Annotated in this window: 16 protein-coding genes; 12 read left to right on the top strand and 4 right to left on the bottom strand. The window is 45.4% G+C overall.

The annotated features are described in order from the left end of the window. The first annotated feature begins 565 nt into the window (after positions 1-565). The 4 genes from ABIX36_RS00080 to ABIX36_RS00065 all read left to right on the top strand — a co-directional run bounded on the left by ABIX36_RS00080 (position 566) and on the right by ABIX36_RS00065 (position 5515). Positions 566-1666 (top strand): VWA domain-containing protein, encoded by a 1101-nt coding sequence (locus ABIX36_RS00080; RefSeq protein ID WP_348080146.1) that lies wholly within the window; start codon positions 566-568, stop codon positions 1664-1666. A gap of 109 nt (positions 1667-1775) precedes the next feature. Then, complete coding sequence (locus ABIX36_RS00075; protein WP_348080145.1) at positions 1776-3278, top strand: sigma 54-interacting transcriptional regulator; 1503 nt, start codon at positions 1776-1778, stop codon at positions 3276-3278. A gap of 29 nt (positions 3279-3307) precedes the next feature. Further along, entirely contained in the window at positions 3308-4600 is a 1293-nt protein-coding gene (locus ABIX36_RS00070; protein WP_348080144.1) for a metallophosphoesterase, read from the top strand. Positions 4601-4630: 30 nt separating this feature from the next. Continuing rightward, entirely contained in the window at positions 4631-5515 is an 885-nt protein-coding gene (locus tag ABIX36_RS00065) for a hypothetical protein (protein WP_348080143.1), read from the top strand. Between the two features lie 234 nt (positions 5516-5749). Here the strand turns inward: ABIX36_RS00065 and ABIX36_RS00060 are convergent, their stop codons facing one another. Further along, positions 5750-7585: a CocE/NonD family hydrolase gene (locus ABIX36_RS00060; RefSeq protein ID WP_348080142.1), complete on the bottom strand. Its 1836-nt coding sequence runs from the start codon at positions 7583-7585 to the stop codon at positions 5750-5752. A 62-nt stretch (positions 7586-7647) separates the two neighbouring features. On the opposite strand from ABIX36_RS00060, the gene ABIX36_RS00055 reads away from it, so the two are divergent. After that, entirely contained in the window at positions 7648-8268 is a 621-nt protein-coding gene (locus tag ABIX36_RS00055; RefSeq protein WP_348080141.1) for a class I SAM-dependent methyltransferase, read from the top strand. Between the two features lie 159 nt (positions 8269-8427). Here the strand turns inward: ABIX36_RS00055 and ABIX36_RS00050 are convergent, their stop codons facing one another. The 3 genes from ABIX36_RS00050 to ABIX36_RS00040 form a co-directional block, all read right to left on the bottom strand. Then, positions 8428-9114, bottom strand: a complete 687-nt coding sequence (locus ABIX36_RS00050) for a response regulator transcription factor (protein WP_348080140.1) — start codon at positions 9112-9114, stop codon at positions 8428-8430. A 184-nt stretch (positions 9115-9298) separates the two neighbouring features. After that, positions 9299-10927: a HAMP domain-containing sensor histidine kinase gene (locus ABIX36_RS00045; RefSeq protein WP_348080139.1), complete on the bottom strand. Its 1629-nt coding sequence runs from the start codon at positions 10925-10927 to the stop codon at positions 9299-9301. Positions 10928-10932: 5 nt separating this feature from the next. Continuing rightward, positions 10933-12735 carry a prolyl oligopeptidase family serine peptidase gene (locus ABIX36_RS00040; RefSeq protein WP_348080138.1) on the bottom strand — a complete coding sequence of 601 codons (1803 nt, stop codon included), beginning with the start codon at positions 12733-12735 and terminating at the stop codon, positions 10933-10935. 215 nt (positions 12736-12950) lie between these two features. Here ABIX36_RS00040 and ABIX36_RS00035 point away from each other — a divergent pair, with 215 nt between their 5' ends. The 7 genes from ABIX36_RS00035 (at position 12951) to ABIX36_RS00005 (ending at position 23505) form a co-directional block, all read left to right on the top strand. After that, complete coding sequence (locus ABIX36_RS00035; protein ID WP_348080137.1) at positions 12951-14759, top strand: tetratricopeptide repeat protein; 1809 nt, start codon at positions 12951-12953, stop codon at positions 14757-14759. A gap of 147 nt (positions 14760-14906) precedes the next feature. Continuing rightward, positions 14907-15209, top strand: coding sequence for a DUF4286 family protein (locus tag ABIX36_RS00030; RefSeq protein ID WP_348080136.1), 303 nt, complete (start codon positions 14907-14909; stop codon positions 15207-15209). Between the two features lie 6 nt (positions 15210-15215). After that, the gene (rfbC, locus tag ABIX36_RS00025) at positions 15216-15770 is read left to right on the top strand and encodes a dTDP-4-dehydrorhamnose 3,5-epimerase (protein WP_348080135.1); all 555 of its coding nucleotides are present in this window, start codon (positions 15216-15218) and stop codon (positions 15768-15770) included. A 256-nt stretch (positions 15771-16026) separates the two neighbouring features. Next, positions 16027-16860: a M57 family metalloprotease gene (locus ABIX36_RS00020; RefSeq protein ID WP_348080134.1), complete on the top strand. Its 834-nt coding sequence runs from the start codon at positions 16027-16029 to the stop codon at positions 16858-16860. A 76-nt stretch (positions 16861-16936) separates the two neighbouring features. Next, complete coding sequence (locus ABIX36_RS00015) at positions 16937-19747, top strand: S8 family serine peptidase (RefSeq protein WP_348080133.1); 2811 nt, start codon at positions 16937-16939, stop codon at positions 19745-19747. A gap of 111 nt (positions 19748-19858) precedes the next feature. Further along, complete coding sequence (locus ABIX36_RS00010; RefSeq protein WP_348080132.1) at positions 19859-22696, top strand: outer membrane beta-barrel family protein; 2838 nt, start codon at positions 19859-19861, stop codon at positions 22694-22696. 32 nt (positions 22697-22728) lie between these two features. Then, entirely contained in the window at positions 22729-23505 is a 777-nt protein-coding gene (locus tag ABIX36_RS00005) for a GLPGLI family protein (RefSeq protein ID WP_348080131.1), read from the top strand. Positions 23506-23682 lie beyond the last annotated feature (177 nt).

Here is a 23682-nt window from a genome sequence, read left to right as displayed (position 1 = left end):
TATTGATTATCTTTAAAAAAAAGACCTGTATAGTTCCTTTAGGATTAATAAGCTATAAGGTATAGGTTTTACAGGATTTACTCAAAATCTGTATAGCTATTTCAGGACGGGTCAGTGACACTATTATGGTGAAAATAATGTTAACCCAATATTTTTTTATACTATTGATTATCAGGTATTTGAAAAATTATTTTTGAAATTATGTTAAGTTATGTTAACCCTAATTCCTAAGCACCGATGCTTGATGGTTAGTAAAAGAGGACGAAATTAAAGCAATTCATAGAAGGGCTTACAGAATCGAATATGCTGTCTTTTAATGGACTATTACTCCCGGGAGGGGTGCGGTGGCCCATGAATAACATGGGGTTTCTTCGCCATGCTGCCACGCGATAAACAGCCCCCACCGCTCTTCAAAAGAGAGGAGTTGCTCTTACCCACGGCTTTTAGTGTTCGCGCCCTTACCAACAAATGTTTGTCATATCAGCCTAACAATTGGCCTAAATACTTTCTGCTCCAAACTTTTGAATGAAATAATCCGTTACTTTATACTAAGAAAGGGTACAACATGCGCGGTTACGGATTTTCGAAATTTAAACCCAACCAAATTCCTAAAGGCGGATTTGAAGAATTACTAAAGTTATTCCTGGAGTTACTTAACTACACCGCAGGTGATGCAGGCGAAGCTTTGGCCTGGCTCAACGAACTGGATAAGCAGTATAACATTACCAACGACGAGTATGGTATGGGCGATTTCATCGACGAGCTGAAACAAAAAGGCTACCTGAACGAGGACAACCAAAGCGGAGAAATAAAGATAACGGCCAAAACGGAGCAGAGCATCCGCCAGTCGGCACTGGAGGAGATCTTCGGCAAGCTAAAAAAATCGGGTAAGGGAAACCACCGTTCACCGCAAAGCGGGCAGGGCGATGAAAAGAACGCCGAACGCCGCGAATTTGAATTTGGCGACGCGCTGGACCAGATAGACATGACGCAATCTATCCAGAATGCGCAGGTGAACCACGGCATAGGCGGCGATTTTATGATGACCGAGCGTGACCTGGAAGTGGAGGAGATGGATTACAAAACCCTCACCTCTACCGTTCTGATGATCGATATATCGCACTCCATGATCCTCTACGGAGAGGACCGCATTACCCCCGCCAAAAAAGTAGCCATGGCGCTGGCCGAGCTTATCCGCACCAAGTACCCTAAGGATACTTTGGATATTGTGGTGTTTGGCAACGATGCCTGGCCCATCACCCTGCAAGATCTACCGTACTTACAAGTTGGGCCATACCATACCAATACCTACGCTGGGTTGGAACTGGCTACCGATATGCTTCGCCGCCGTAAAACGCACAACAAGCAAATTTTTATGATAACCGATGGTAAGCCAACCTGCTTAAAGGAAGGCACCAAGTATTACAAGAACAGTATCGGACTGGATAGGAAAGTGGTAAACAAAACGCTGAACATGGCGGCACAATGCAAAAGGCTCAAGATCCCTATCACTACGTTTATGATTGCTAAAGACCCCTACCTGCAGCAATTTGTGCGCAAGTTTACGGAGACCAATGGAGGCAAGGCGTTTTATAGCTCACTTAATAATTTAGGCGAGTACATTTTTGAGGACTACGCGAAGAACAGAAGGAAGAATGTACGTTGATTTGAAAATGAGTTAATTTGAAATTTTGAAGGTGGGCCAGCTCATCTTTCAAATTCTCAAATCACCAAATTTTTCAAATTGACAAATCATCAAATTTTCAAATTAACACATGAGCAAATTATTAGATATAAAGACTTTAGGCGAGTTAAAAAAAACAGGTTACGTAAATCGCTCTGTAAAAGATGAGTTGCGGGCTAACCTGATCACCCAGTTAAAAACAAAAGAAGGCGGCTTTGAAGGCATTGTAGGTTTTGAGGATACTGTTATCCCCGATCTGCAAACGGCCATACTGTCTCGCCATAACATATTGCTTTTAGGCTTACGCGGACAGGCAAAAACACGCATAGCGCGCCTGCTGGTGAACCTACTGGACGAATATGTGCCGTATATAGCGGGATCGGAATTATTCGACGATCCTTTGGCACCGATTAGCTGGTACGGGCATAATGTGATAGAGACCAAAGGCGATGATACCCCGATTGCATGGGTACACCGCAGTGAACGTTATACCGAAAAGCTGGCTACGCCGGATGTTACCGTTGCCGATTTGATAGGTGACGTTGACCCGATAAAAGCGGCCACCATGAAGCTTACTTATTCAGACGAGCGCGTGATCCACTTCGGTTTGATACCCCGTGCGCACAGGGGTATTTTTGTGATAAATGAACTGCCCGATCTACAGGCACGCATTCAGGTATCGCTGTTCAATATTTTGCAGGAAAGAGATATCCAGATCCGTGGTTTTAAACTGCGTTTGCCATTAGATCTCCAATTCGTGTTCACCGCCAACCCCGAGGATTATACCAATCGTGGCTCCATCGTTACGCCTTTGAAGGACCGTATAGAAAGCCAGATATTAACCCACTACCCGCGCACGGTAGAAATATCGCGCAAGATAACCCAGCAGGAAGCTATGCTTACCACCGAGCAACGCAACAATGTGGAAGCTGATGGTTTGGTGAAAGACCTGGTAGAGCAAATTGCTTTTGAAGCACGTGCATCAGAATACATCGATAAAAAATCGGGCGTATCGGCACGTTTAACCATATCAGCCTACGAGAACCTGATCAGTAATGCCGAGCGCAGGATGATCATCAACGGCGAAAGCTCCACGTTTGTGCGCATATCCGATTTCCTTGGCGTTATCCCTGCCATTACCGGTAAAATTGAACTGGTTTACGAAGGCGAGTTGGAAGGCCCCGGCAAGGTGGCCAATATCCTCATCGGCAAAGCCATTAAAACATTATTGCTGCAGTTTTTCCCCGACCCGGAGAAAGCTAAAAAAGCAAAAGGCGTAAACCCGTATGCCGAGATCATCAACTGGTTTGGCGATGGCAACAGCATTGCTTTGGTAGATGGCCTGCCCGCACAGGAGTACAAAAAACTACTGAACGCGGTACCGGGCCTAAAAGATATTGTTAAAAAATTCCACCCGCGTTTAAGCGAGAACCAATCTTTGTTGCTGCAGGAATTTATCCTGCACGGCCTGGCGGAGTTCTCGCAGTTGAATAAAGGATTTTTAGATAATGGCTTCGCTTTTTCGGATATGTTCAACAGCTTGTTTAACTTGCAGCCCGACGACGATCTAGACATCGACGACGACCGTTACTAACATCTTATTGTTCACCAGCTTTATACTTAATGCAGGGCCCGCTTATTACTCTTCTGATCATCATCGTTCTGTTAGCCATCGACTATTATATTTTGCGGGGGCTGCAAACTGCGTTCAGGAAAACAAAGTTCATCCATAAAAAATGGTTTAGCCTTTTTTACTGGGCATGGTCGTTTTTTTTAATAGCGGCGCTGTTCATCAGTATTTATGTAAAGATGGGAGGTGTTGGGCTGCGTGGCGCCCTGCTGTTCCTGTTCTTCATCGTTTTTATCTTCAAGATCTTTTACGTGCTGTTCATCTTGATAGATGATGCCCGCAGATATGTGATCTACCTTATCCGCAAAAATAAAAAACCGGCGCCTGCTGCCGGGCAAACAACAGTAAAGGCAGAAACGGCGCTATTCGGCTCTATCCCACGCTCGGAGTTTTTAATGAAGGCCGGTTTGCTTGCCGGTGCCATCCCACTTTACGCCATTAAGCACAACATGAGCAAAGGGCTGTACGATTACCAGCTTGCCAATGTAGATCTTTACCTGCCCAACCTGCCTAAGGCCTTTGATGGCATGCAGATAGGGCAGATCTCGGATATCCATTCGGGCAGTTTTCACAGTAAGTGGCAAATGAGGGCCGGCATAGAAATGCTGATGAAACAAAAAACCGATGTAATATTTTTTACCGGCGATTTGGTGAATGGCCACACCGGGGAGGTAAAGTATTATATGGATGTTTTTAATAAAGTACGCGCACCGCTGGGCGTTTACTCTATATTAGGCAACCATGATTATGGCGATTACGGCCACTGGCCAAGCCCTGCCGATAAAGCAAAAAACCTGGCCAATATGGTAGTTGCCCACAAAGAATTGGGGTGGGACCTGTTGATAGATGAGAACCGCCGCCTAAAAGTTGGCAACGACGAAATTGGCGTATTGGGTATTGGTAACTGGGGCGAAATGAGCCGCTTCCCTAAATATGGCCGCATGGATAAAGCTATCCAAAACACAGATGATCTGCCTGTAAAACTATTGCTCTCGCACGACCCATCGCATTGGCGGGCGCAGGTATTGCCCGAATATCCGCAGATCGACGTGATGTTCGCTGGCCATACACACGGTATGCAGTTTGGCGTACGCACGCCCGATTTCCAATGGAGCCCTATCGAATATGTTTACACCGAATGGGCCGGCCTTTACCGCGAAAAACACCAGCAAATTTATGTGAATGTTGGCTACGGCTTTTTAGCTTACCCCGGTAGAATTGGAATATTGCCGGAGATCACTATTTTTACATTAAAAGCCGCGGCCGACCCATCTTTAAAAGCCTAAAAATCCGCAGGCAAAACCATACCGGTGCAAATGAAAAAACTAGCCCGCTCTGCATTTGATTTTTTCCTGTTCAGTAACCTGTTCATGTCGCTTTGCGCGGTTGCGCAGGCATTGGTAACTTTTCACCTCATCGGTTCTAAACCGGTAACTACGGTTACGGGCTTGCTTTTCACCTCCACACTGGGCATCTACAATTTCAGCATTCTGCTTACCAAACCCGCTAAGCCCGAGGCCTCGCCTTACCGTCGCGTACGCTGGTTCTTTTCGCATTACCGGCTGATGGTAACGTTCACCATCGTGTCCCTGCTATCACTGATACCCTTGTTCTTTTTGTTATCAATGGAATCCAGGATCTTGCTGGTGTTCCTGTCAATATTGTCCTTTTGCTATAGTATACCGCTGTTTACCATCGGCGAGCATAAGTTTGGCTTGCGTAATATCCCGGGCTTAAAGCCTATCCTCATTACTTTAGTGTGGACGCTTGCCTGCGTTTTGTTACCGATACTGGAATCGGAAGACCTGCACCTTGCAGACGTATCTATGCGCGATACGATGATCCTGATAGCCAAACGCTTTTTGTTGATCGGCGCGTTAACCGTGCCCTTTGATATTCGCGACCTGTTCCAGGACCGGCAATCGGGACTAAAAACTATCCCTGTTGCCTGGGGCGAAAAGAACGCCTACCTGTTTTGCCAGGTGTTACTTGCTGGCTATGTAATACTGCTTTTCCTGTTCCGCAATAATGGCTTTAATGTAGATTTCTTTGCGCTAACCACCACCGCCATACTCATGGGCTGGCTCATCTTCCGCTCTAAATGGGAAAGGGATGAGTATTATTATTTCTTTTATTTAGATGGCGTACTGGTAATACAGTATGTGGTGCTGGTGGGGTTTAATTTGATTTTTGCGAATTAAAATAAGTTGTCATTTTCGTAAATAAAACGTTGTCATTTCTGCGAACCGAGGGACGAGGGAGAAATCTTCTGCGGCACGCTATTACAGCTTTGCATAACCGCCTTACAAGCACGAATGCTTGACCGCCCTGCAAACACGAATTGCACTGAGCATAAGATTTCTCTTCGCTCCCTCGCTCCTTCCCCTCCCGCTGCTCATCGAAATGACAATGGTTTTAATTTGGGCTTGCTAACCCTACTCCACCACCGGTAATGCAATCGCCGATGCAAACTTCACCGTATGGTAAACCTTCTGCGTTGCGGGAATATAATCGCTTTCTTTTGCTTCGAAAATATTGGGCACGTATTTCTGCGGGTTACGATCTATAATGGGGAACCAGGTGCTTTGTACCTGCACCATTATCCGGTGCCCTTTTTTAAACACATGATTTGTGCCGTGCAGGTCGATGGTGTATAGCTCCACTTTTCCGGGTGTAATTGGCTCGGGTTTTTCAAAGCTATTACGAAACCTGCCGCGGAAAACATCATTCGCTATCATAAACTCATAGCCCGACATTTTTAATTCCTTTTTATACTCCGCCGGGTAAACATCTATCAGCTTTACTATCCAATCCGCATCACTGCCGGTGGTTGAGGCGTACAGCTTAGCAAGTATGTTACCCGTGATGGTTACATCGCTGGTAAGCGTATCGGTTTGCCAGCTGAGTACATCAGGGCGGTTATCTACAAAACGCTGGTCTTCTGTTAGCCAGGTAAACCAGCGGGAGCCGGGGCCATAGGTTTCTTCGATAGGGCGCGGACGATAAGGCACGGGTTTGGCCGGATCTGATACATAGCTGTCGGCTTCTTTCTCGGCAGTCGTTGGCGCTGTAAAGGACAGCTTGCCATTACTATGGAAGTAAATATTTTTGATCTTCGATTCGGCGGGCGGCCATTTATTGTAGTTCTTCCACTCGTTGCTACCGGTTTGGAAGGTGATGGCTTCGGCAAATTTACCATCGCCTTTATCTTTCAGATAATAAGCAAACCAGCGCGCCTGCACATCCTTACGGAAGGTTACGCCCGTGTTGGTGCCGAACTTGATATTGCCCAGCTTATCGCCATTGCCGCCGGCCCAGCCGCCGTGGTTCCAGGGGCCAATTACAATATAGTTCTGGTTGTTCTTGTCCTGCTTCTCCAGCACCTCGTATGCTTTCTGGGGACCGTAAAAATCCTCCTGATCCCACCAGCCGGCTACGTGTTGTATGGCAATGCGCGGATGGTCCAGGCGAAATTTCATCGCCTGTTTTTGCCAGAAACTATCGTAGTTGGGGTGTTTGGTAAAATCGTTCCAGCTGGGCAACTTGTTATGAAAATATTTTTTATTGACGTTGGAGAGCGGGCCCAGCTTCAGGTACCAATCGTAAGTATCATAGGTGCCAAACTGGTAAAGGGTATCGGTTTTAGAGGCTTCCTCCATAAAGGCATATTCAAACCCATAACTTAAACGGAAGGCCCCGTTATGATGAAAATCATCGCCCAGGAACATATCTGATGGCGTAGCCTGCTCAGATACCGCCTTTATGGCCGGGTGCGGGTCTGTGGCGCCAATGAGGGCTGTCCAGCCATCGTAGGAGATGCCGTACATCCCGGCTTTACCATTATTATCAGGAACATTCCTTAGCAGCCAGTCTACCGTATCATACGTATCGCTGCTTTCGTCGATGGAATTGGGTTTGCTCTTATCGCGACTGAAACGCTGCATCTCAAAAGCACCTTCAGATCTGTAACGCCCGCGAATATCCTGCGACACAAAAATATAGCCATCTTCGGCCAGATCCCTGGTATAGGAGTTCCGCTCCGGGCTGCGGCTTTTGGCAACGCCGTAGGGTGTGCGGGTGATTAAAAACGGCAGTTTTCCGTGCTTATCCTTTGGGGTATAGATAACCGTGAACAACTTAATACCATCGCGCATGGTTATCATCGTATCTTTTCGGTTATATTTATCATCTGCGGGAGCCTGGGCAAACAGATCATGCGTGCCCAATAAAACCAACAAGAGCAGTATCGGTTTAAGATATATCGCCTTCATAGGGTGGTGATTTTAGATTTAGCTAAATATAACAAATACGCGTCAGAAAGCATAAGCAAATAATGGCAAGCAATTACGATAACTCTGCTTCTTTTTACGATGGTTTGTCGCGCGCCGTATTTGGTACTGCGCTGGTGGATGCACAAGCGTATTTTTTACCGCGAATACCGGCAGGGGCTAAAGTTTTAATCATAGGCGGCGGAACAGGTTGGATCTTGGAAGAGATCGCTAAAGTGCACCCGACACGCTTAAACATTGTTTATGTGGAGATCTCTGCCAAGATGATGGCCATATCGCGTAAACGAAATATTGGTGCAAACCAGATTGAATTTATTAACCGGGCAATAGAGGAAGTAGAATATCCTGAGCATTTCGACGTCGTCATCACGCCCTTCCTTTTCGACAATTATAAACAGGAGGATCTACCGGCAACCCTCCGGCACATCCATCAAATGTTAAAACCCGGCGGCACGTGGCTCAATACCGATTTCCAGCTAACCGGCAAATGGTGGCAGTTTGCAATGCTGAAAAGTATGTTGCTGTTTTTTAAAGTGCTCTGCGGGGTGGAATCATGGTGCCTGCCGGATGTAGGTAAAGAGTTTGAAAGCTTGGGTTATTCGCTGATAGAAACAAAATCGTTTTTTAAGGATTTTGTGGGGACAAGAATGTATAAGAATGGTTAATTAAGCAATGTAAAAAAATGTCATTGCTGTAAGGAACGGCAATGGCCATGAGATGGGCGACGTGGCAACCTCATAGGACATTCGGATATTCAAGTCCGCCTATCATCCTATGAGATTGCCGCGCTATCGCTCGCAATGACAAACGGGAATATAAATGTATTAATAAACAAACTTATACCCTATCCCCCTAACCGTTTGCATGTAGGTTGGCGAATCGGGGTTGTTCTCTATTTTTTTACGGAGGCGCACAATGTGCATATCCAGCGTGCGGGTGTTTACATCGGCATTGTAACCCCAAACCTCCATCATCAGTTCTTCGCGGTTGATCACCTTGTTTTTGTTCTTCAAAAAGTAAAGCAAAATACGGTTCTCTAAAATGGTCAGCTCGGTTTTACGGCCATCGCGGATGAGCAAGTGGGTATTGGGCAGGTGCTCCATATTACCGAACTTGTGCGATTCGGTTTTCTCGTTGTTCAGCGAGAATTTTATCTTGCTGTCTATCATCGCCACCAGCACATCCATATTAAAAGGCTTGGTGATATAATCAGACACACCGAAATTATACGCGCCTATCTTATCAATATCCTGCGCCTTGGCGGTCATCATAATTACCAGCTTATCAAAACCTTTTTCGCGCAGGCTGGCGCACACTTCTGAGCCTTGCTTGCCGGGTAGCATCCAGTCGAGCAGGACAATATCGGGCTGCTCCGCCAGTATCATGCTTTCAGCCTCTATACCATTGGCCGATTCTAAAACTTTATACCCTTCGCTTTGGAGGCGCTCGGCTACTAAAAACCTCAGGTTTTCGTCGTCTTCTACCAGCGCTATTTTAATTTCTTTGTTCATTTTTTATCGTAAAAATATCTTCTAAAAACCCAAGGTTGAAAAACTCGTCATCCTGAACTTGTTTCAGGATCCCACAAGACACGTCGCCGACATGCTAAGCGTTAGCATATTGCTTACTTTGCATGTGGGGTGCCGAAATAAATTCGGCATGACGTTTCTTTATTGCCCCACCGCCTGCGCTTGGTTAATTTTCCATCGGCAATGTAACAATAAACGTCGAACCTTCATTCACCTTGCTGTTCAGTGCTATAGTACCGCCCATAAAGTTCACCAGTTCTTTGCAAAAAGCCAAACCTAAGCCAACGCTGCCGTTTTGGTTGTACTGGTTCTCTATCCGGTAAAACTTTTTAAACACGTCGCCCTGCTCGTTCTTTTCCATCCCTATGCCCTTATCTGCAAAAGAGAATACAATATTACGCTTCTCCTGTTTTACACTGATAAATAATTCCTTTTTTCCGGGATGCGAATACTTATAAGCATTCTCCATCAAATTCTGAAAAACGCTGCCCAGCAGCACCGGATCGCTGTTAAATTTGGTAATCTCTACCTGCTGCTCCAGCTTAAATTCAGGATATTTAATTTTAAAAGTATCTATGTACCCCTTTACAAAATCGGGCAGGTTTATCTCCTCGCGTTTTACATTGATAGAGCGGTTCTCCAGCTGCGTAAAGGAGAGCAGCTTATTCATCAACTCGTTCAGCTTGTCTGCCTCTTCATCCAGTATTTTTCCATAATGCTTGCGCTGGCGTTCGCTCAATTCAGTATCGCTTCTTAGGTTTGAGCCGGCAATTTTTATAACACTTACCGGGGTTTTAAACTCATGGGTAAAGTTGTTGATGAAATCGTACTGCAGCTTAAACACCTTCAAATTCACGTTTAAATTCCGGTAGATAAGGTAACTGATAAGTACCAGGAAAAAATAAATCAGCATCAGAATGGCTCCGATGGGCAGGTACCGCCGGTCTATCTCTTTATTTAAATGCGAACGCTCCGAACTGAAGTACAGTTTAAAGTTGGAGAAAGCCCCCGGCAGTGCTGCTTCGGTTATCACTTTTTCTTTGGCCACATCCAGCGGGTCGTACACCACGGGTTGTATGGTTACCTCCTGGTATAACTCTTTATGCGTATTATCTACCTCCAAAAAATGGGGGTCGAGCGAGAAGGTCATCATGTTCTGCTTGCCGAAGCCGTCGTTCCGTTTATTGCGCAACAATGCACGGTATATGCGGATATCTTCCCGGCGGGGGATGTTCACGTAGCTTATTTTATCGGGGTTAACGTTGTAAAATGTTTTAAAGATCTCGTCCTGCGTAGGCAGTCGCGAGGTATCAGCAACGCTGATAAAGGTATTGAGCTTAAGCGCCATCTGCTTAAAATCATCGTCATTTGCGCTGCTCATGTCCTTTACACCTGCAATGCCATTGTTTTTGGGCTTATAGCGAAAAATCGCCTTTACCATTATACCGTCCCTGTTAGTTGCGTTGGGCGTACCTATCTGGATATCGTAAAAAAGCACCTTGCGCACAAAAGGGTACGCGCTAAACACCGTTGCCGAATAGTTTGCTGCCGATGCCGAATCCAGGAAACCCTGGTAGGAAGTTATCTCGGGAATTTTAGTGAAAAAAAAGTCGTTATAAGGGCGGATGGTTTGCTCCAACACCTCAATTTTTTTGGAGGCGAACTCATTCTCTACGTATTTGGAAGTAAGCTTGTACGATACAAAAATGGCGATGATGAGCGTTACCGTTATCAGGACCAAAAAGGCGGTTATCAACGAAAAATTGGTGCGGTAGATTTTGTTTTGCGCCTTCATAGCGGCTATTGTTTACCCTGCATGTTGGTATCCAGAAACTTTTCTATCTCTGCATACATCTCCATCCGGTTATGCTCGCTTCTAAAAAAAGCACGTTCATTTTCCTTCAGGCGGTAAATAACCGGCACATTACGTTTTTTCAGTTCGCGTACAAACTGGTTCAGCTCGCTGATGTTGGCACGAGGGTCCTTAGCTCCCTGGAATATCAATAACGGACTTTTAATTTTATCGGTATGAAAAACCGGCGATATGGCACGTAATTGCTCAGCGTCCTTTTCGGGGTCGCCAATCATTTCGTAGGTCATTTTTAAAAATGGCTTGTAAAAGGCCGGTGCATCTTTCAGGTAAGTGAAAAAATTGATAAGCCCGTATTTTACCACCGCACAGTTATACAGGTCAGGGTGGAAAGATACCCCATACAACGCAGAGAACCCACCAAATCCACCACCAAAAATGCCTATCTTTTTCGGGTTGGCTATTTTTTGGTCTATCAGCCAATGTACGCCATCGGTAATATCATCCTGTATTTTGCCACCCACCTGTTTAAAGCCGGCCTTGCGGAAAGCCTTGCCATAGCCTGCCGAGCCCCGGTAATTCACCTGGAACACGGCATAGCCCCGGTTGGCTAAAAACTGCACCTCGGCATCATACCCCCACGAGTCGCGGCTCCAGATATTATCGTGCGGCATTATAACTACAGGCAGGTTCCTCGCTTCTTTTCCGTTGGGCACGGTTAAGTATCCGTTAAGCGTAAGCCCGTCTGATGCTTTAAAGCTGATGGGGCGCATAGTGCAAAATTCCTCGGGGTGGATTCCGCTATAGATATCCGCCAGTTTGGTTAGCTTGTCTTCATTCTTCTCATACAAATAGTACGAGCCCGGGTTCTTATCCGTATAAGTATTGATGATGAATTTGTTCTCGGCGCTGTCGCGGTCAACAATGTTCATCTCATCGCCTTTTAGCTTACCGGCTATATTGCTATATAGTTTTTCAACATCGTTGTTTAAAAAGTGCTTTTGGGGCTTGGCTTCGTCCCAGTACGCGTACTCAATACGGCGCTTATTTTTGGAGTAGGCCAGGTCCATAATATCTGCACTTGTGCTGGCATACACCACTTTTACTTCTTTACCACGGTCGGCATCTATTACTACCACCGCTGTTTTATCTCTATTCACGTTTGATAACGCGTAGAAATAATTCTTCTCCCCGGTAAATGCTACGGGCTCCACCCTATCATTAAAATTATTTTTGATGATGGGCTTAAAGGCCGCCTTTTCGTTGGCGCGATACAGAATAGTCTCATCAACCCCGTCAGACACTTTCACTAAACGGATATCTCCGTTCGGATCCGGGTACCAGCGGGTAACATTGCCTGGGTTTTGGATGTAAAGTTTCAGCTCGCCGGTTTTTACATTCATGCGGTAAACATCAAAGTTGGCGGCATCGCGCTTGTTCATGCTCACGGTGATCACATCGGGCTGCAGGCGGTTACGGTTAAGGATCCGGATGCGCACCTTATCCAAATTTAGCAGGTTTTTTATTTTGAGGCTGGCTACATCAAGCGTAAACACCCTGAATTCGTCGCTGGCAATAATATCTTGTGTAAAAACTATCTGGTTATTGTACGTCCACGAGTAATCTTTTACCGAGTAATCGGTATACGCGGTGGCCATCTGCTCGGCGCCGGTCTGCAGCGATTTGATGTAGATATTTTGCTTATCTTTATAAGGCTTTAGGTACGATACGAATTTACCGTCGGGAGATATTTTGAAAAAGCTTTTCTCAGGCGTCCTAAAAAAGTCGCTCACAGGGATTTGTCTTACCTCGTTATGCTTACAGGCACACAATAAGGCAAAAAAGGCGATGAATAAAATTCTAAAGCGGCCAGGCATGAATTACAGGCTTAATTTATAATTAGGGTCAAATTACTTATTTTAAAACAGGCAAAAGCAAATGTCACTACAATTTTACCCTGTAACAACGTTATATACAATTCACGGGGGCGCATAAATATAGAAAAAGAATGAAGCGTTTTTTCATCATAATTATAGTGATTTTTGCTTACAGCACAAAGCTTTTTGCACAAAATAACGATCTGCTGCTGGCCAGGCAATACGCACAAAACGGTGACACCCAAAAGGCCCTGGATATTTACCTTAAACTTTACAAACAGGATAACGAAGCCTATTACCAGCAATACCTGAATGCCCTGCTAAGCGCCAAAAGGTTTGATGATGCCGAAAGCATCACCAAAAAACTGGTGCGCAAACACCCCGGTAGTTACGAGTACACTATTGCCCTTGGCACCATATATACGCAGCAAGGCAATACCGATAAAGCCGACGTAATTTACACCGACCTGATAAAAAACCTGCCTGCCAACCAAAACGAGATCACCTCCATTGCCTCGCAGTTTTACCAGAACGCCAACGTGGATTATGCCGTAAAGATTTTTCAGCAAGGGCGGAAGATCTTGCATAACGACGCGCTCTTTTCTTTCGAACTGATCAACCTGTACCGTTACAAGCGCGATAAAAACGGATTGACCGAAGAATACCTGAATTTACTCCCCGCAAATCAACCCTTTTTGGGCCAGGCCGAAAGTATGCTGGCTTCCGTTTACGAAGGGCCGCAGGATTATGATATCCTGAAATTCGCGCTGCTGAAACGCATCCAGAAAGATCCGCAGCAACTTATTTATGTAAACCTGCTTACCTGGCAATACCTGCAGCAAAAAGATTTTGCACAGGCGCTTAACCAGGCACTTGCGCTAAGTCGCCGCCAAAACGACGATGGCAGCAATATTTATGAACTTTGTACCACGCTGAACACCAACGAAGCTTATGACGAAGCCATCCGCGGGTATGAATATATTATTGCCAAGGGTAAGGATAACCCCAACTATGTATCGGCAAAAATAGAGCTCATCAACACCAAAAACCTGAAAATTACTTCTGGCAAATACACACAAGCTGACTTGTTGGGGCTGGAGCAGGATTATATTAACCTGCTGAACGAATTTGGCCGCAATCGAAGCACCGTTTTTGCCATGCAAAAACTGGCCAACCTGCAGGCCTTTAAACTGCATAAACTAAAAGACGCCCAAACCCTGCTGGAAAGCGCCGTTGCCATTGCCGATGTCCGCCCAACCCTGCTGGCCGCTTGCAAAATGGACCTGGGCGATATATACCTCCTGAATAACCAACCCTGGGATGCCACCTTAACTTATAGCCAGGTGGAACTTGGCAACCCCAACACCACCGTTGGCCAGGAAGCCTTCCTACGCAACGCCAAGCTGGCTTACTACACCGGCGATTTTAATTTAAGCCGCCGCCAGCTGGATGTATTGAAAGCGGCCACCACGCAATTGATAGCCAACGATGCGCTGAATTTATCGTTATTGATATCTGATAACCTTGCTATTGACAGCGCCGGCAATGCATTAAAAATGTACGCCCGTGCCGATCTCTTGATATTTGCCGAGCAAACCGATAAAGCCATGCTTACGCTGGATAGCATCGGCAAAAAATACCCGGGCAACGCGCTGGCGGCAGATGTATTGATGGCTAAAACCCGGATCCTGATCCAGCAAAAACAATATACCGACGCGGTGGTGCTGCTGAAACAAATCGCCGATAACTACTCAGATAATCTTTGGGCTGATGACGCTGTATTTATGCTTGGCGACCTGTACGAAAACAAGCTGAACAACCCGGCCCTCGCCCAAACCTTTTACCAAAAAATCATTACCGATTACCCGGGCAGCCTTTGGCTGAATGATGCGCGCAAACGCTTCCGGCTGTTGAGGGGGGATAAGAATGAAGCGAGTTAGTGAGTAGTAAGAATTTCGAACGGGCTATTGTGTTTTACAAAATAAAATAAGTCAGTGTAATCATTCCTCCATCGGTGAAATCCAAAAAACAAAATCGGTGTAATCTCCTTATAATCGGTGTAATCAAAAAAATGTACTTTTGCCCCCATGATCATTTATAACGAAACCTTTATTTTGGAAGATACAGTTGAGCAGGAATGGCTTGCCTGGATAAAAGAGGTGCAAGTACCCGCCATTATGGCAACAGGCTATTTTAGCTCGCACCAGGTATTAACCATTATCGATTCGCCTAACGATGGCATCACCTATTGCGTGCAATACATGGCCGATACGATAGAGCAATTTCAGGAATATTACCGTAAACACCTTTTCCAGTTCCAGGAGATCCACCAGGAGCGCTTTGCCGAAAGGTTTGTGATATTTACTACCGTAATGCAAACTGTAGATTAACTAGATATGACCATTAACGAAACTCTTATACCCGGCGTACTGATACTGGAACCCCGCGTATTTACCGACGACCGCGGCTATTTTTACGAAAGCTACAGCAAACGCACCCTTGCCGAAATTGGTATCGACGCGGATTTTTTGCAGGATAACCAATCGATGTCGCAAAAAGGCACGGTTAGGGGCCTGCATGCCCAGGCACACCCATTTGCACAGGGTAAACTGGTACGCGTATTACAAGGCAGCGTAATGGATGTTGCGGTAGATGCGCGCGTTGGCTCGCCAACCTACGGCAGGCACGTTGCCGTTGAATTAAATGCGGCCAACAATTTGCAGCTTTGGGTACCGCCGGGCTGCCTGCATGGTTTTGTAACTTTGGAGGATAACACCATTTTTGCGTATAAAGTAACCAACTATTACGATAAGGCATCAGAAACAGGCGTGCTTTGGAACGACCCAGAACTGGCCATTGGCTGGGGCATTGCCGAAACCGAAGCGGTAGTATCCGGCAAAGACCAGGTTCTGCCTGTTTTTAAAGAATGGGAAAGCCCTTTCACCTACTAAATTTTAAATCCTCATAAAAATGCCCGCGGCCGAATAAGCCGCGGGCATTTTTGTTGCCTAAACTTTACTCCTATTTCCTCTGAGTTACTAACCGGCTCCTCGCTTATCAACATTGTTTCGTTAATTATTAACATTTTAATTATTTGTTAATAATAGTGTAACCAAAAATTTACAACCTCCGTATATAGATAAACTTAACAAAACAAACTAACTAACACTTAACTCACTTAACCCATTTACTACTTAAAACATTTACATGAAAACTAATTTTTTATTTAAAACCGGCCTTGCGGCAGCGGTAGTTTCTACCGTGCTTTTCGCTTGCCAAAAAAATGCAAAAACTACAGATACCACTCCTATTTCATCAACAGAAGTATCTGCCCAGGTGAAGCAAAACATTGCTAACATGGGTTTCAGCACCGACCAGGTGCATAAAGTTGACGGCGGTTACCTGGTAGAAGGTGACATACTGCTTACAGATGAGAATTTTGCTGAAGGCACCACCGGGCCTGTATTACGCATTGCCGAATCTGAGCAGTACCGAACCACCAACCTGGTAAAAAACCTGCCGCGCACGATTACGGTTTCTATTTCAAACCTGCCAACCGTTTATGGTACGGCCACACAAAATGCCATTGCCCGCTACAACGCGCTTAACTTAACACTTAAGTTTCAGTTTGTGGCAAGCGGTGGCCAAATACAGGTGGTTGGCTTTAACCAGGGCCCAAGCGGTGGTTACATCACTTTAGGCTCATCTGGCTTCCCAACCAGAAAAGGCAACCCTTACAGCCAGATACAAATGAATACCAATGCCCAGGCTTATGGTACCAATCCCGATGTAAATTACCTCACCTCCGTATTACAACACGAAATAGGTCATTGCATTGGCTTCCGTCACACAGATTACTTTGACCGCTCTTACAGCTGCGGCGGTACCCCTACAAACGAAGGTGCATCAAATATTGGTGCTATTCTTATCCCGGGTACACCATCAGGCGCTGATGCCAACTCATGGATGCTGGCCTGCTCTAACGGAGGCGACCGCACCTTTAACGCAAACGATCAAGTTGCGTTGAACTACTTATACTAAGTTCAAATTATTAAAAATTAAGTGTTAGTTTTACATAAAGGGGAGTTTATACTCCCCTTTATGTTGTTATACCGCTATGCTGAAAAAAGGTATCTGCCTGTTATCCCTTGTAGTATGTTTTGTTTTTTGCCGGGCACAAACCACCCGCAACGACAAATCTGTGAGCGCTATATATTCGGGCGGGAAGTCCGTAGCAGAAATACATTCCGACAGCCTTTATTATTACCTCGTAAATTTCAATGATCCCTCGCGCATTGTATCAAAAAAAATTCGACTCCTGAAAAGGGTTTCCTACAACGCCTACATCCTTTCCTCGGCGCAAAAAATAAATACCGGCGAAAACATGGTTTCCGTAGCTCCTGCTAATATGCTTTGGAAGGCTGATGACGGGCTGGCGAAACTAAGCAAAGAGCATCCAAACAGTACAAAACTGGTAACATTGGTATTGAAACAAACGGATGATAGCAGCCTCGCGAGGGTCAAACAAACATCCACCATTGTTCGTTCAATAGGTAACACGCTTACCATAAAACTGCCGCTTAAGCAACTTGCACCAACGCTGGAGAACCCAAACATTATTTTTGCCGGGCTGTTGCGCAAAGCACATACCGAACTGGCAATAGATAACATAGATCTTGGTGTAAATAGCATAGCGGCCATTGCCGGCAATTACCCGGGCATTAATGGCAGCGGCATTAATGTGAGTCTTAAAGAAGAAAATTACGACGAAACCGATATCGATCTGCTCGGCCGTTCTTTTACCGCTGTGCCGGCATCTCCAAATATATCCGGCCATGCCAACATCATGGCAACCCTCATAGGCGGCAACGGTAATTCCTATATAAAAGGGCTGGGTGCCGCCCCTGCGGTGCGCTACACTTCCTCAGATTTTGCCAGGTTATCGCCCGATAGCACCCCTTATTTTAAAAACTATAACATCAGCGTTCAAAACCACTCTTACGGCGTTGGTATCGAAAACTTTTACGGCATCGAGGCGGCGGCTTACGATGCACAGCTCTATGCACAAGATACGCTGGTACATGTTTTCTCTTCGGGCAATATCGGCACCACAACATCTAACACGGGCCTGTACAACGGGATAGCTAACGTGGCCAACCTTTCGGGCACGTTTAAACAGGCCAAAAACATCATTGTAGTAGGCGGCACCGGCCGCACCAACATCCCTGAAGCGTTAAGTTCAGCAGGCCCTGCATACGATGGCCGGGTAAAACCCGAATTTGTTGCCGAAGGAGAAGACGGCACCTCAGGTGCCGCGGCGCTTGCCTCCGGCGCGGTAGCATTATTGCAGCAGGCCTATAAAAAACAATACCACAAACTGCCTTCCGGCGCTTTGCTAAAAAGCGCCCTCATCAACGCTGCCGACGATATAGGTACGCCCGCGGTAGATTTCAAAACAGGTTATGGCAAATTAAACGCACTGGAAGCTCTCCGTATATTAACAGATGGGCGCTTTAAAAGCGGCAGTGTAAGCAACAACGGGCAAACCAGTTACCAAATTACAGTACCCGCCAACTGCGATCTCCTTAAAATATCTTTAACCTGGATTGATGCACCGGCCACGCTTAACGCCCCATCGGCATTAGTAAACGACCTCGACCTACGGGTTAGTACACCATCCGGCCAAACTTTGCTGCCATGGGTACTTAGCATTTACCCCGCCGTAGATTCGTTAACAAAACCGGCAACCCGCCAGCGTGATACCCTGAATAATACCGAGCAAGTGACCTTGCAAAACCCTGAGGCCGGCGTTTACACCATCACCGTAAGCGGCAATCGTGTCACCACAAACGCGCAAGCCTTTTATATCACTTACACCGCCCGCCTGGCCAATACTTTTGAATGGACGTTCCCATCCGCAAACGGGCAGCTATTTGCCGGCGATGATAATTACCTGCACTGGCAAAGCTCATACAATACAGCAACCGCGCAGCTAAGCGTGAGTTATAACCACGGCCTTACCTGGCAACCGCTTGCCGGTGTAAACCTGGCCGATGGATTTTATAAATGGGCAAGCCCTGATGTTTTTATACAAGCTATATTTAAAATAGCCATTAACGGACAGGAGTACTTCAGCAAGGAATTTACCATCTCCAAACCATTAACCTTAAATGTAGGATTTAACTGTACCGATGGCACCCTGCTGCACTGGAACCCGCAACCCGGCGCAACCGGTTATACCATCTACAGTATTAAGGATAATATTTTGCAGTCGCTAATTACCACCGCCGATACTTCCCTAATCATCCCCTCGGCGACGCAAACCTCCAAATATTTTGCTGTAAGCGCACAGGGCAACGGGTTCGAGGGTATAAAAAGCTACACCATTGATGCTACCACTCAGGGTGTGGGCTGTTATATAAAAACGCTTTTGGCGGATGTTACCGCCGATCAAAAGATAGTGCTGAACCTATCTGTTGGGAGTGTGATAAATCTGAAAGATATTACCTGGGAAAAACTGACAGGCCCCGATAAATATGCCACCATCGGCACCAGCACTATCGCCGCCAATGCGCTCTCCTACCAGTTTACAGACCCCTCGCCAAAAAAAGGGATCAACTATTATCGCGCGAAACTCGGCACCACCGATGGTAAAACAATATACTCCGATAATGCGAGCGCGGTATTACTGCAAAGCGCTCAGTTTACTTTATACCCAAACCCCATTACCACGCAGTTAAACATCCTGAGTGGCGACCTGAAGGATTACGAGCTGAAACTTTACGACAGCATGGGTATTTTACGGCTGACCAAAACCTTCAACGGGCTGCAAAATGCCATACCGGTAAACCTGATGCCCGGCATATACGCCTGCACCATAGGGCTAAACGGTACTATTCTTTACAAGCAAAAGGTGGTTAAACTTTAGTAACAATATTGTGATTTTAACACTCTAAGGGTTGTTTTTAACACTATTTAACAAGTTTTATTTCTCCTACTAAGAATTTAGTTATATCTTGCTGCCTCTAAACCATCACCAATGAAATTAACCTTTACCGCCTTTTTATTACTTATACTTTGCTCCTTTTCAGCACTCGCACAAAAAACTTATTCTGTTAAAGGCACCATTCGCGATTCTGTTGCCAACGTTGCTTTGCAAAACAGTTCGGTAAGTGTTTTAAATGCAAAAGATTCAACCCTGCGCAAATTTATGCGCGCTAACGCAGGCGGTGCTTTCAATTTAACCAACCTGGGCAAGGGCAGTTTTATCCTGTTGGTTACCTATCCCGATTATGCCGACTATGTAGAAAAATTCACTTTAGATTCGGTACACACCGACCACGCGTTCGGCAACATCAACATGTCGCTAAAATCGAGGTTGTTAAAAGAAGTACTCATCAAAGGAACTGTCGCGGCTATTAAAATAAAAGGCGATACCACCGAATACAATGCCAGGGCTTTTGTAATTCAGCCAAACTCTAAGGTAGAAGACCTGCTGAAACAGCTCCCCGGTATTCAGGTGGATAAAGACGGCAAGATAACAGCGCAGGGCCAAACCGTAACTAAAGTACTGGTAGATGGCGAAGAATTCTTCGGCGACGACCCTACCCTCGTTACCAAAAACATCCGTGGCGATATGGTAGATAAGGTGCAGCTTTATGATAAAAAAAGCGACCAGGCCGCTTTCACAGGTATAGACGATGGCGAGAAAACCAAAACCATCAACATTAAACTAAAAGAAGATAAAAAGAACGGCTACTTTGGTAAGATAGATGCCGGCATAGGTACCGATGGTTATTATGCGGGCCAGGCACTTTACAATAAATTTAAAGGCAAGAAGAAGATGTCGGCTTATGGCACTTTAGGCAATACAGGTAAAACCGGGCTGGGCTGGGAAGATAATAACAAATTAGGATCGAGCGGAGGCATACAATTCGGCGATGATGGCGGCGCTTTTTTCGATGGTAGCGGCGGCGATAACGGACTCGATTCGTTCAGCGGCAGGTATGATGGCGATGGCAAACCCGTAGCACGTACAGGCGGTTTGCATTACGATGATAAATGGAAGAACGACAAATACACTATAAACACCAATTATAAGATCGGCTCACTATCTGTAGATGGTACGCGCAATACCATAACGCAGCAAAACCTGCCCGCCGATGCTACAGGTAAAGTAGGTACCATCAACAGCGTTACCGACCAAACTTTTGATAACTACATGTTCCGCCAGAAGCTGGATGCGGCTTTCTCTATAAAACTGGATACCACCTCTACTATAAAATTCACAGTAGATGGAACCCTGAAAAACAGCACTACCCGTACAACCAACCTAACTACCAGCCGCCGCGAAGATGGCAGCTTGCTCAATATCAACGACCGCAACGTTGATAATGATGTAGATCAGCAATTGTTTAACTTCTCTACATTCTACACCAAAAAATTAAAGAAAAAGGGCCGCACCTTGTCGGTTAATTTTACTACCGGTTTTAACGACAATAAATCTAACGGCTTTTTAAAATCGAACCTTGGTTTTTACAACAAGCAGAGCCTGTTAGACAGCAGCCAAGTGATAGACCAGCTGAAGACAGATAACACCAAAACATCAAAAGTAAATACCAACGTTACTTACACCGAGCCGTTATCTAAATACCTTTCGGCCATTTTAAGCTACGGGCTAAGCTTTAATAACAGTAATTCCGACAGAAAATCCTTCGATCAATCTGCACCTAACGAATATAATCTGCTGAACACTTCGTTAAGTAACCACTACATTTTTAACCAGGTATCTAACCAAGGCGGGCTTAACTTTAACTACAAACGGGGTAAAAGCACCCTGCGCGTTGGCACCAGGATAGCAGACGTAACGTTTAAACAGGAAGATGCCCTAAGTGGGCATTCGGCAAAACGCAGTTTCATTAATTGGAACCCCAGCGCCAACTACCAGTATAAAATATCTACCTACGGCTCGTTAAATGTAAACTACTATGGTAACCAAACCCAGCCGACAATTGATCAGTTACAGCCCATCCGTGTAAACACTGATCCGCTTAACGTGGTTATTGGTAACCCGCTACTCAACCCATCGTTCACCCATCGCTTTGGCTTATGGTACAACATGTACAAGGTACTTAGCGAGCAATCTATCTGGCTGAACGGTAATTATGGCTTCACCACAAACCCTATCATAAATAATGTGGTGACTGATACATTGGGCAAAAGCGTTATACAGGCTGTTAATTTAACCAACAAAAGTCCATCAAACTATAATTTGAATATAGATATGGGCCGCAAATTAACGGGTTTAGGAGGCATTAACCTGGGTGCAAGATTAAGCACCACCGGCAATATTTACTACAGCTTTGTTACCAGGCCACCTTTGCCAACAGCACTTAACCGTACTAAATCCTACAATTATTCCGCGCAGTTATCCTTATCAAAATACAAGGAGAAAAAATACCAGGTGTATATTAACGCCGGGCCTGATTACACTATCGGCCAGTCATCGCTACAGCCTGATATTAATAACAACGGCCGTGGTTTTAATGCCGATTATTACATAAGCGTTTACCTGCCGTTTAAATTCCAGATCACCACCGACGGGCAATACCAGTACAAGGCAGCTACACAATCGTTCGATAATGATTTTAAACAAACCATTATCAACGCGAGCATCACCAAATCATTCTTCAAGGCCGAAACCTTGAAGCTGATCTTGCGAGGTAACGATTTGCTTAACCAAAATTCCGGCTTTAGCCGCAGCGCATCAAGCAACCTCATTACACAAACCAAATACACTACCATCCGCAGGTACTTTATGCTTTCGGTAGTGTGGGATTTTAGCGGAATGGGCGGTGGCGCACCGGCAAAAAAATAAGGCGATATTTAAAACATTAAAGATAATAACACATGAAAAAGCACCTGTTTATATTGTTTGCCTGCCTGCTCAGCAGTGGCATTTTATCGGCACAGAACGCGCATTTTACCACCTCGGGCACCATTGAGTACGAGAAGAAGGTAAATATGTACGCCGTTATTAAAAAAGTGATCAACAAGGATAACGAAAGCTGGTACACCCCGGCGTTTGAATCATACAAAAAGAATAACCCACAGTTTAAAACACTGAATAGTAAGATGACCTTCGGTGGTAATAAAACGCTTTACGCCCCGATAGAATCTGACGACCCGCCAAGCAACAGCTGGTTTAGCGATATGCCCCTTGCCCAACAGATCAATACGGTATATACTGACCTGAACACTACCGTTGCCACCACAAACAAAAAGGTATTTGATGAGCAATTTTTGGTGAAGGATACCGCCCGCAAGATCAACTGGAAAATTACCGATGAAACCCGCGAGATTGCCGGCTACACCTGCCGCCGTGCTAATGCCATTGTGATGGATTCTATTTACGTGGTAGCTTTTTATTCTGATGAGATCCCTGTTTCCGGCGGCCCCGAATCATTCACCGGATTGCCGGGTATGATACTGGGCGTAGCATTACCACACGAGAACGTTACCTGGTTTGCTACCAAAGTAACCGATATGCCGATTGCAGAAACATCTTTAAAAGTGCCTGTAAAAGGCAAGCAGGTAAACTATAAAAGCCTGTTAAACACCTTAACCGCTGTAATGAAGGACTGGGGCGAATACGGTAGGAAATTTTTTAAGATCTACTTGCTATAAGTTAAAAGTTTAAAGTCAAAAGTTAGGACCTTACACGCCGCACGCTTTTAGTGGCCGTTGCACAACGAGGACTTTGATAACCATAAACTGAGCTATACGGCCTAGGTATACGATTTTAAGAATAGTAAAATTCACCTGCTTTCAAAGGCTCCGATAGGCTTAAAAGTGCCCACCAAA

It is taken from the genome of Mucilaginibacter sp., assembly GCF_039925265.1.
Classification (GTDB): Bacteria; Bacteroidota; Bacteroidia; order Sphingobacteriales; family Sphingobacteriaceae; genus Mucilaginibacter.
This window is presented reverse-complemented; position numbering and strand designations above follow the sequence as displayed.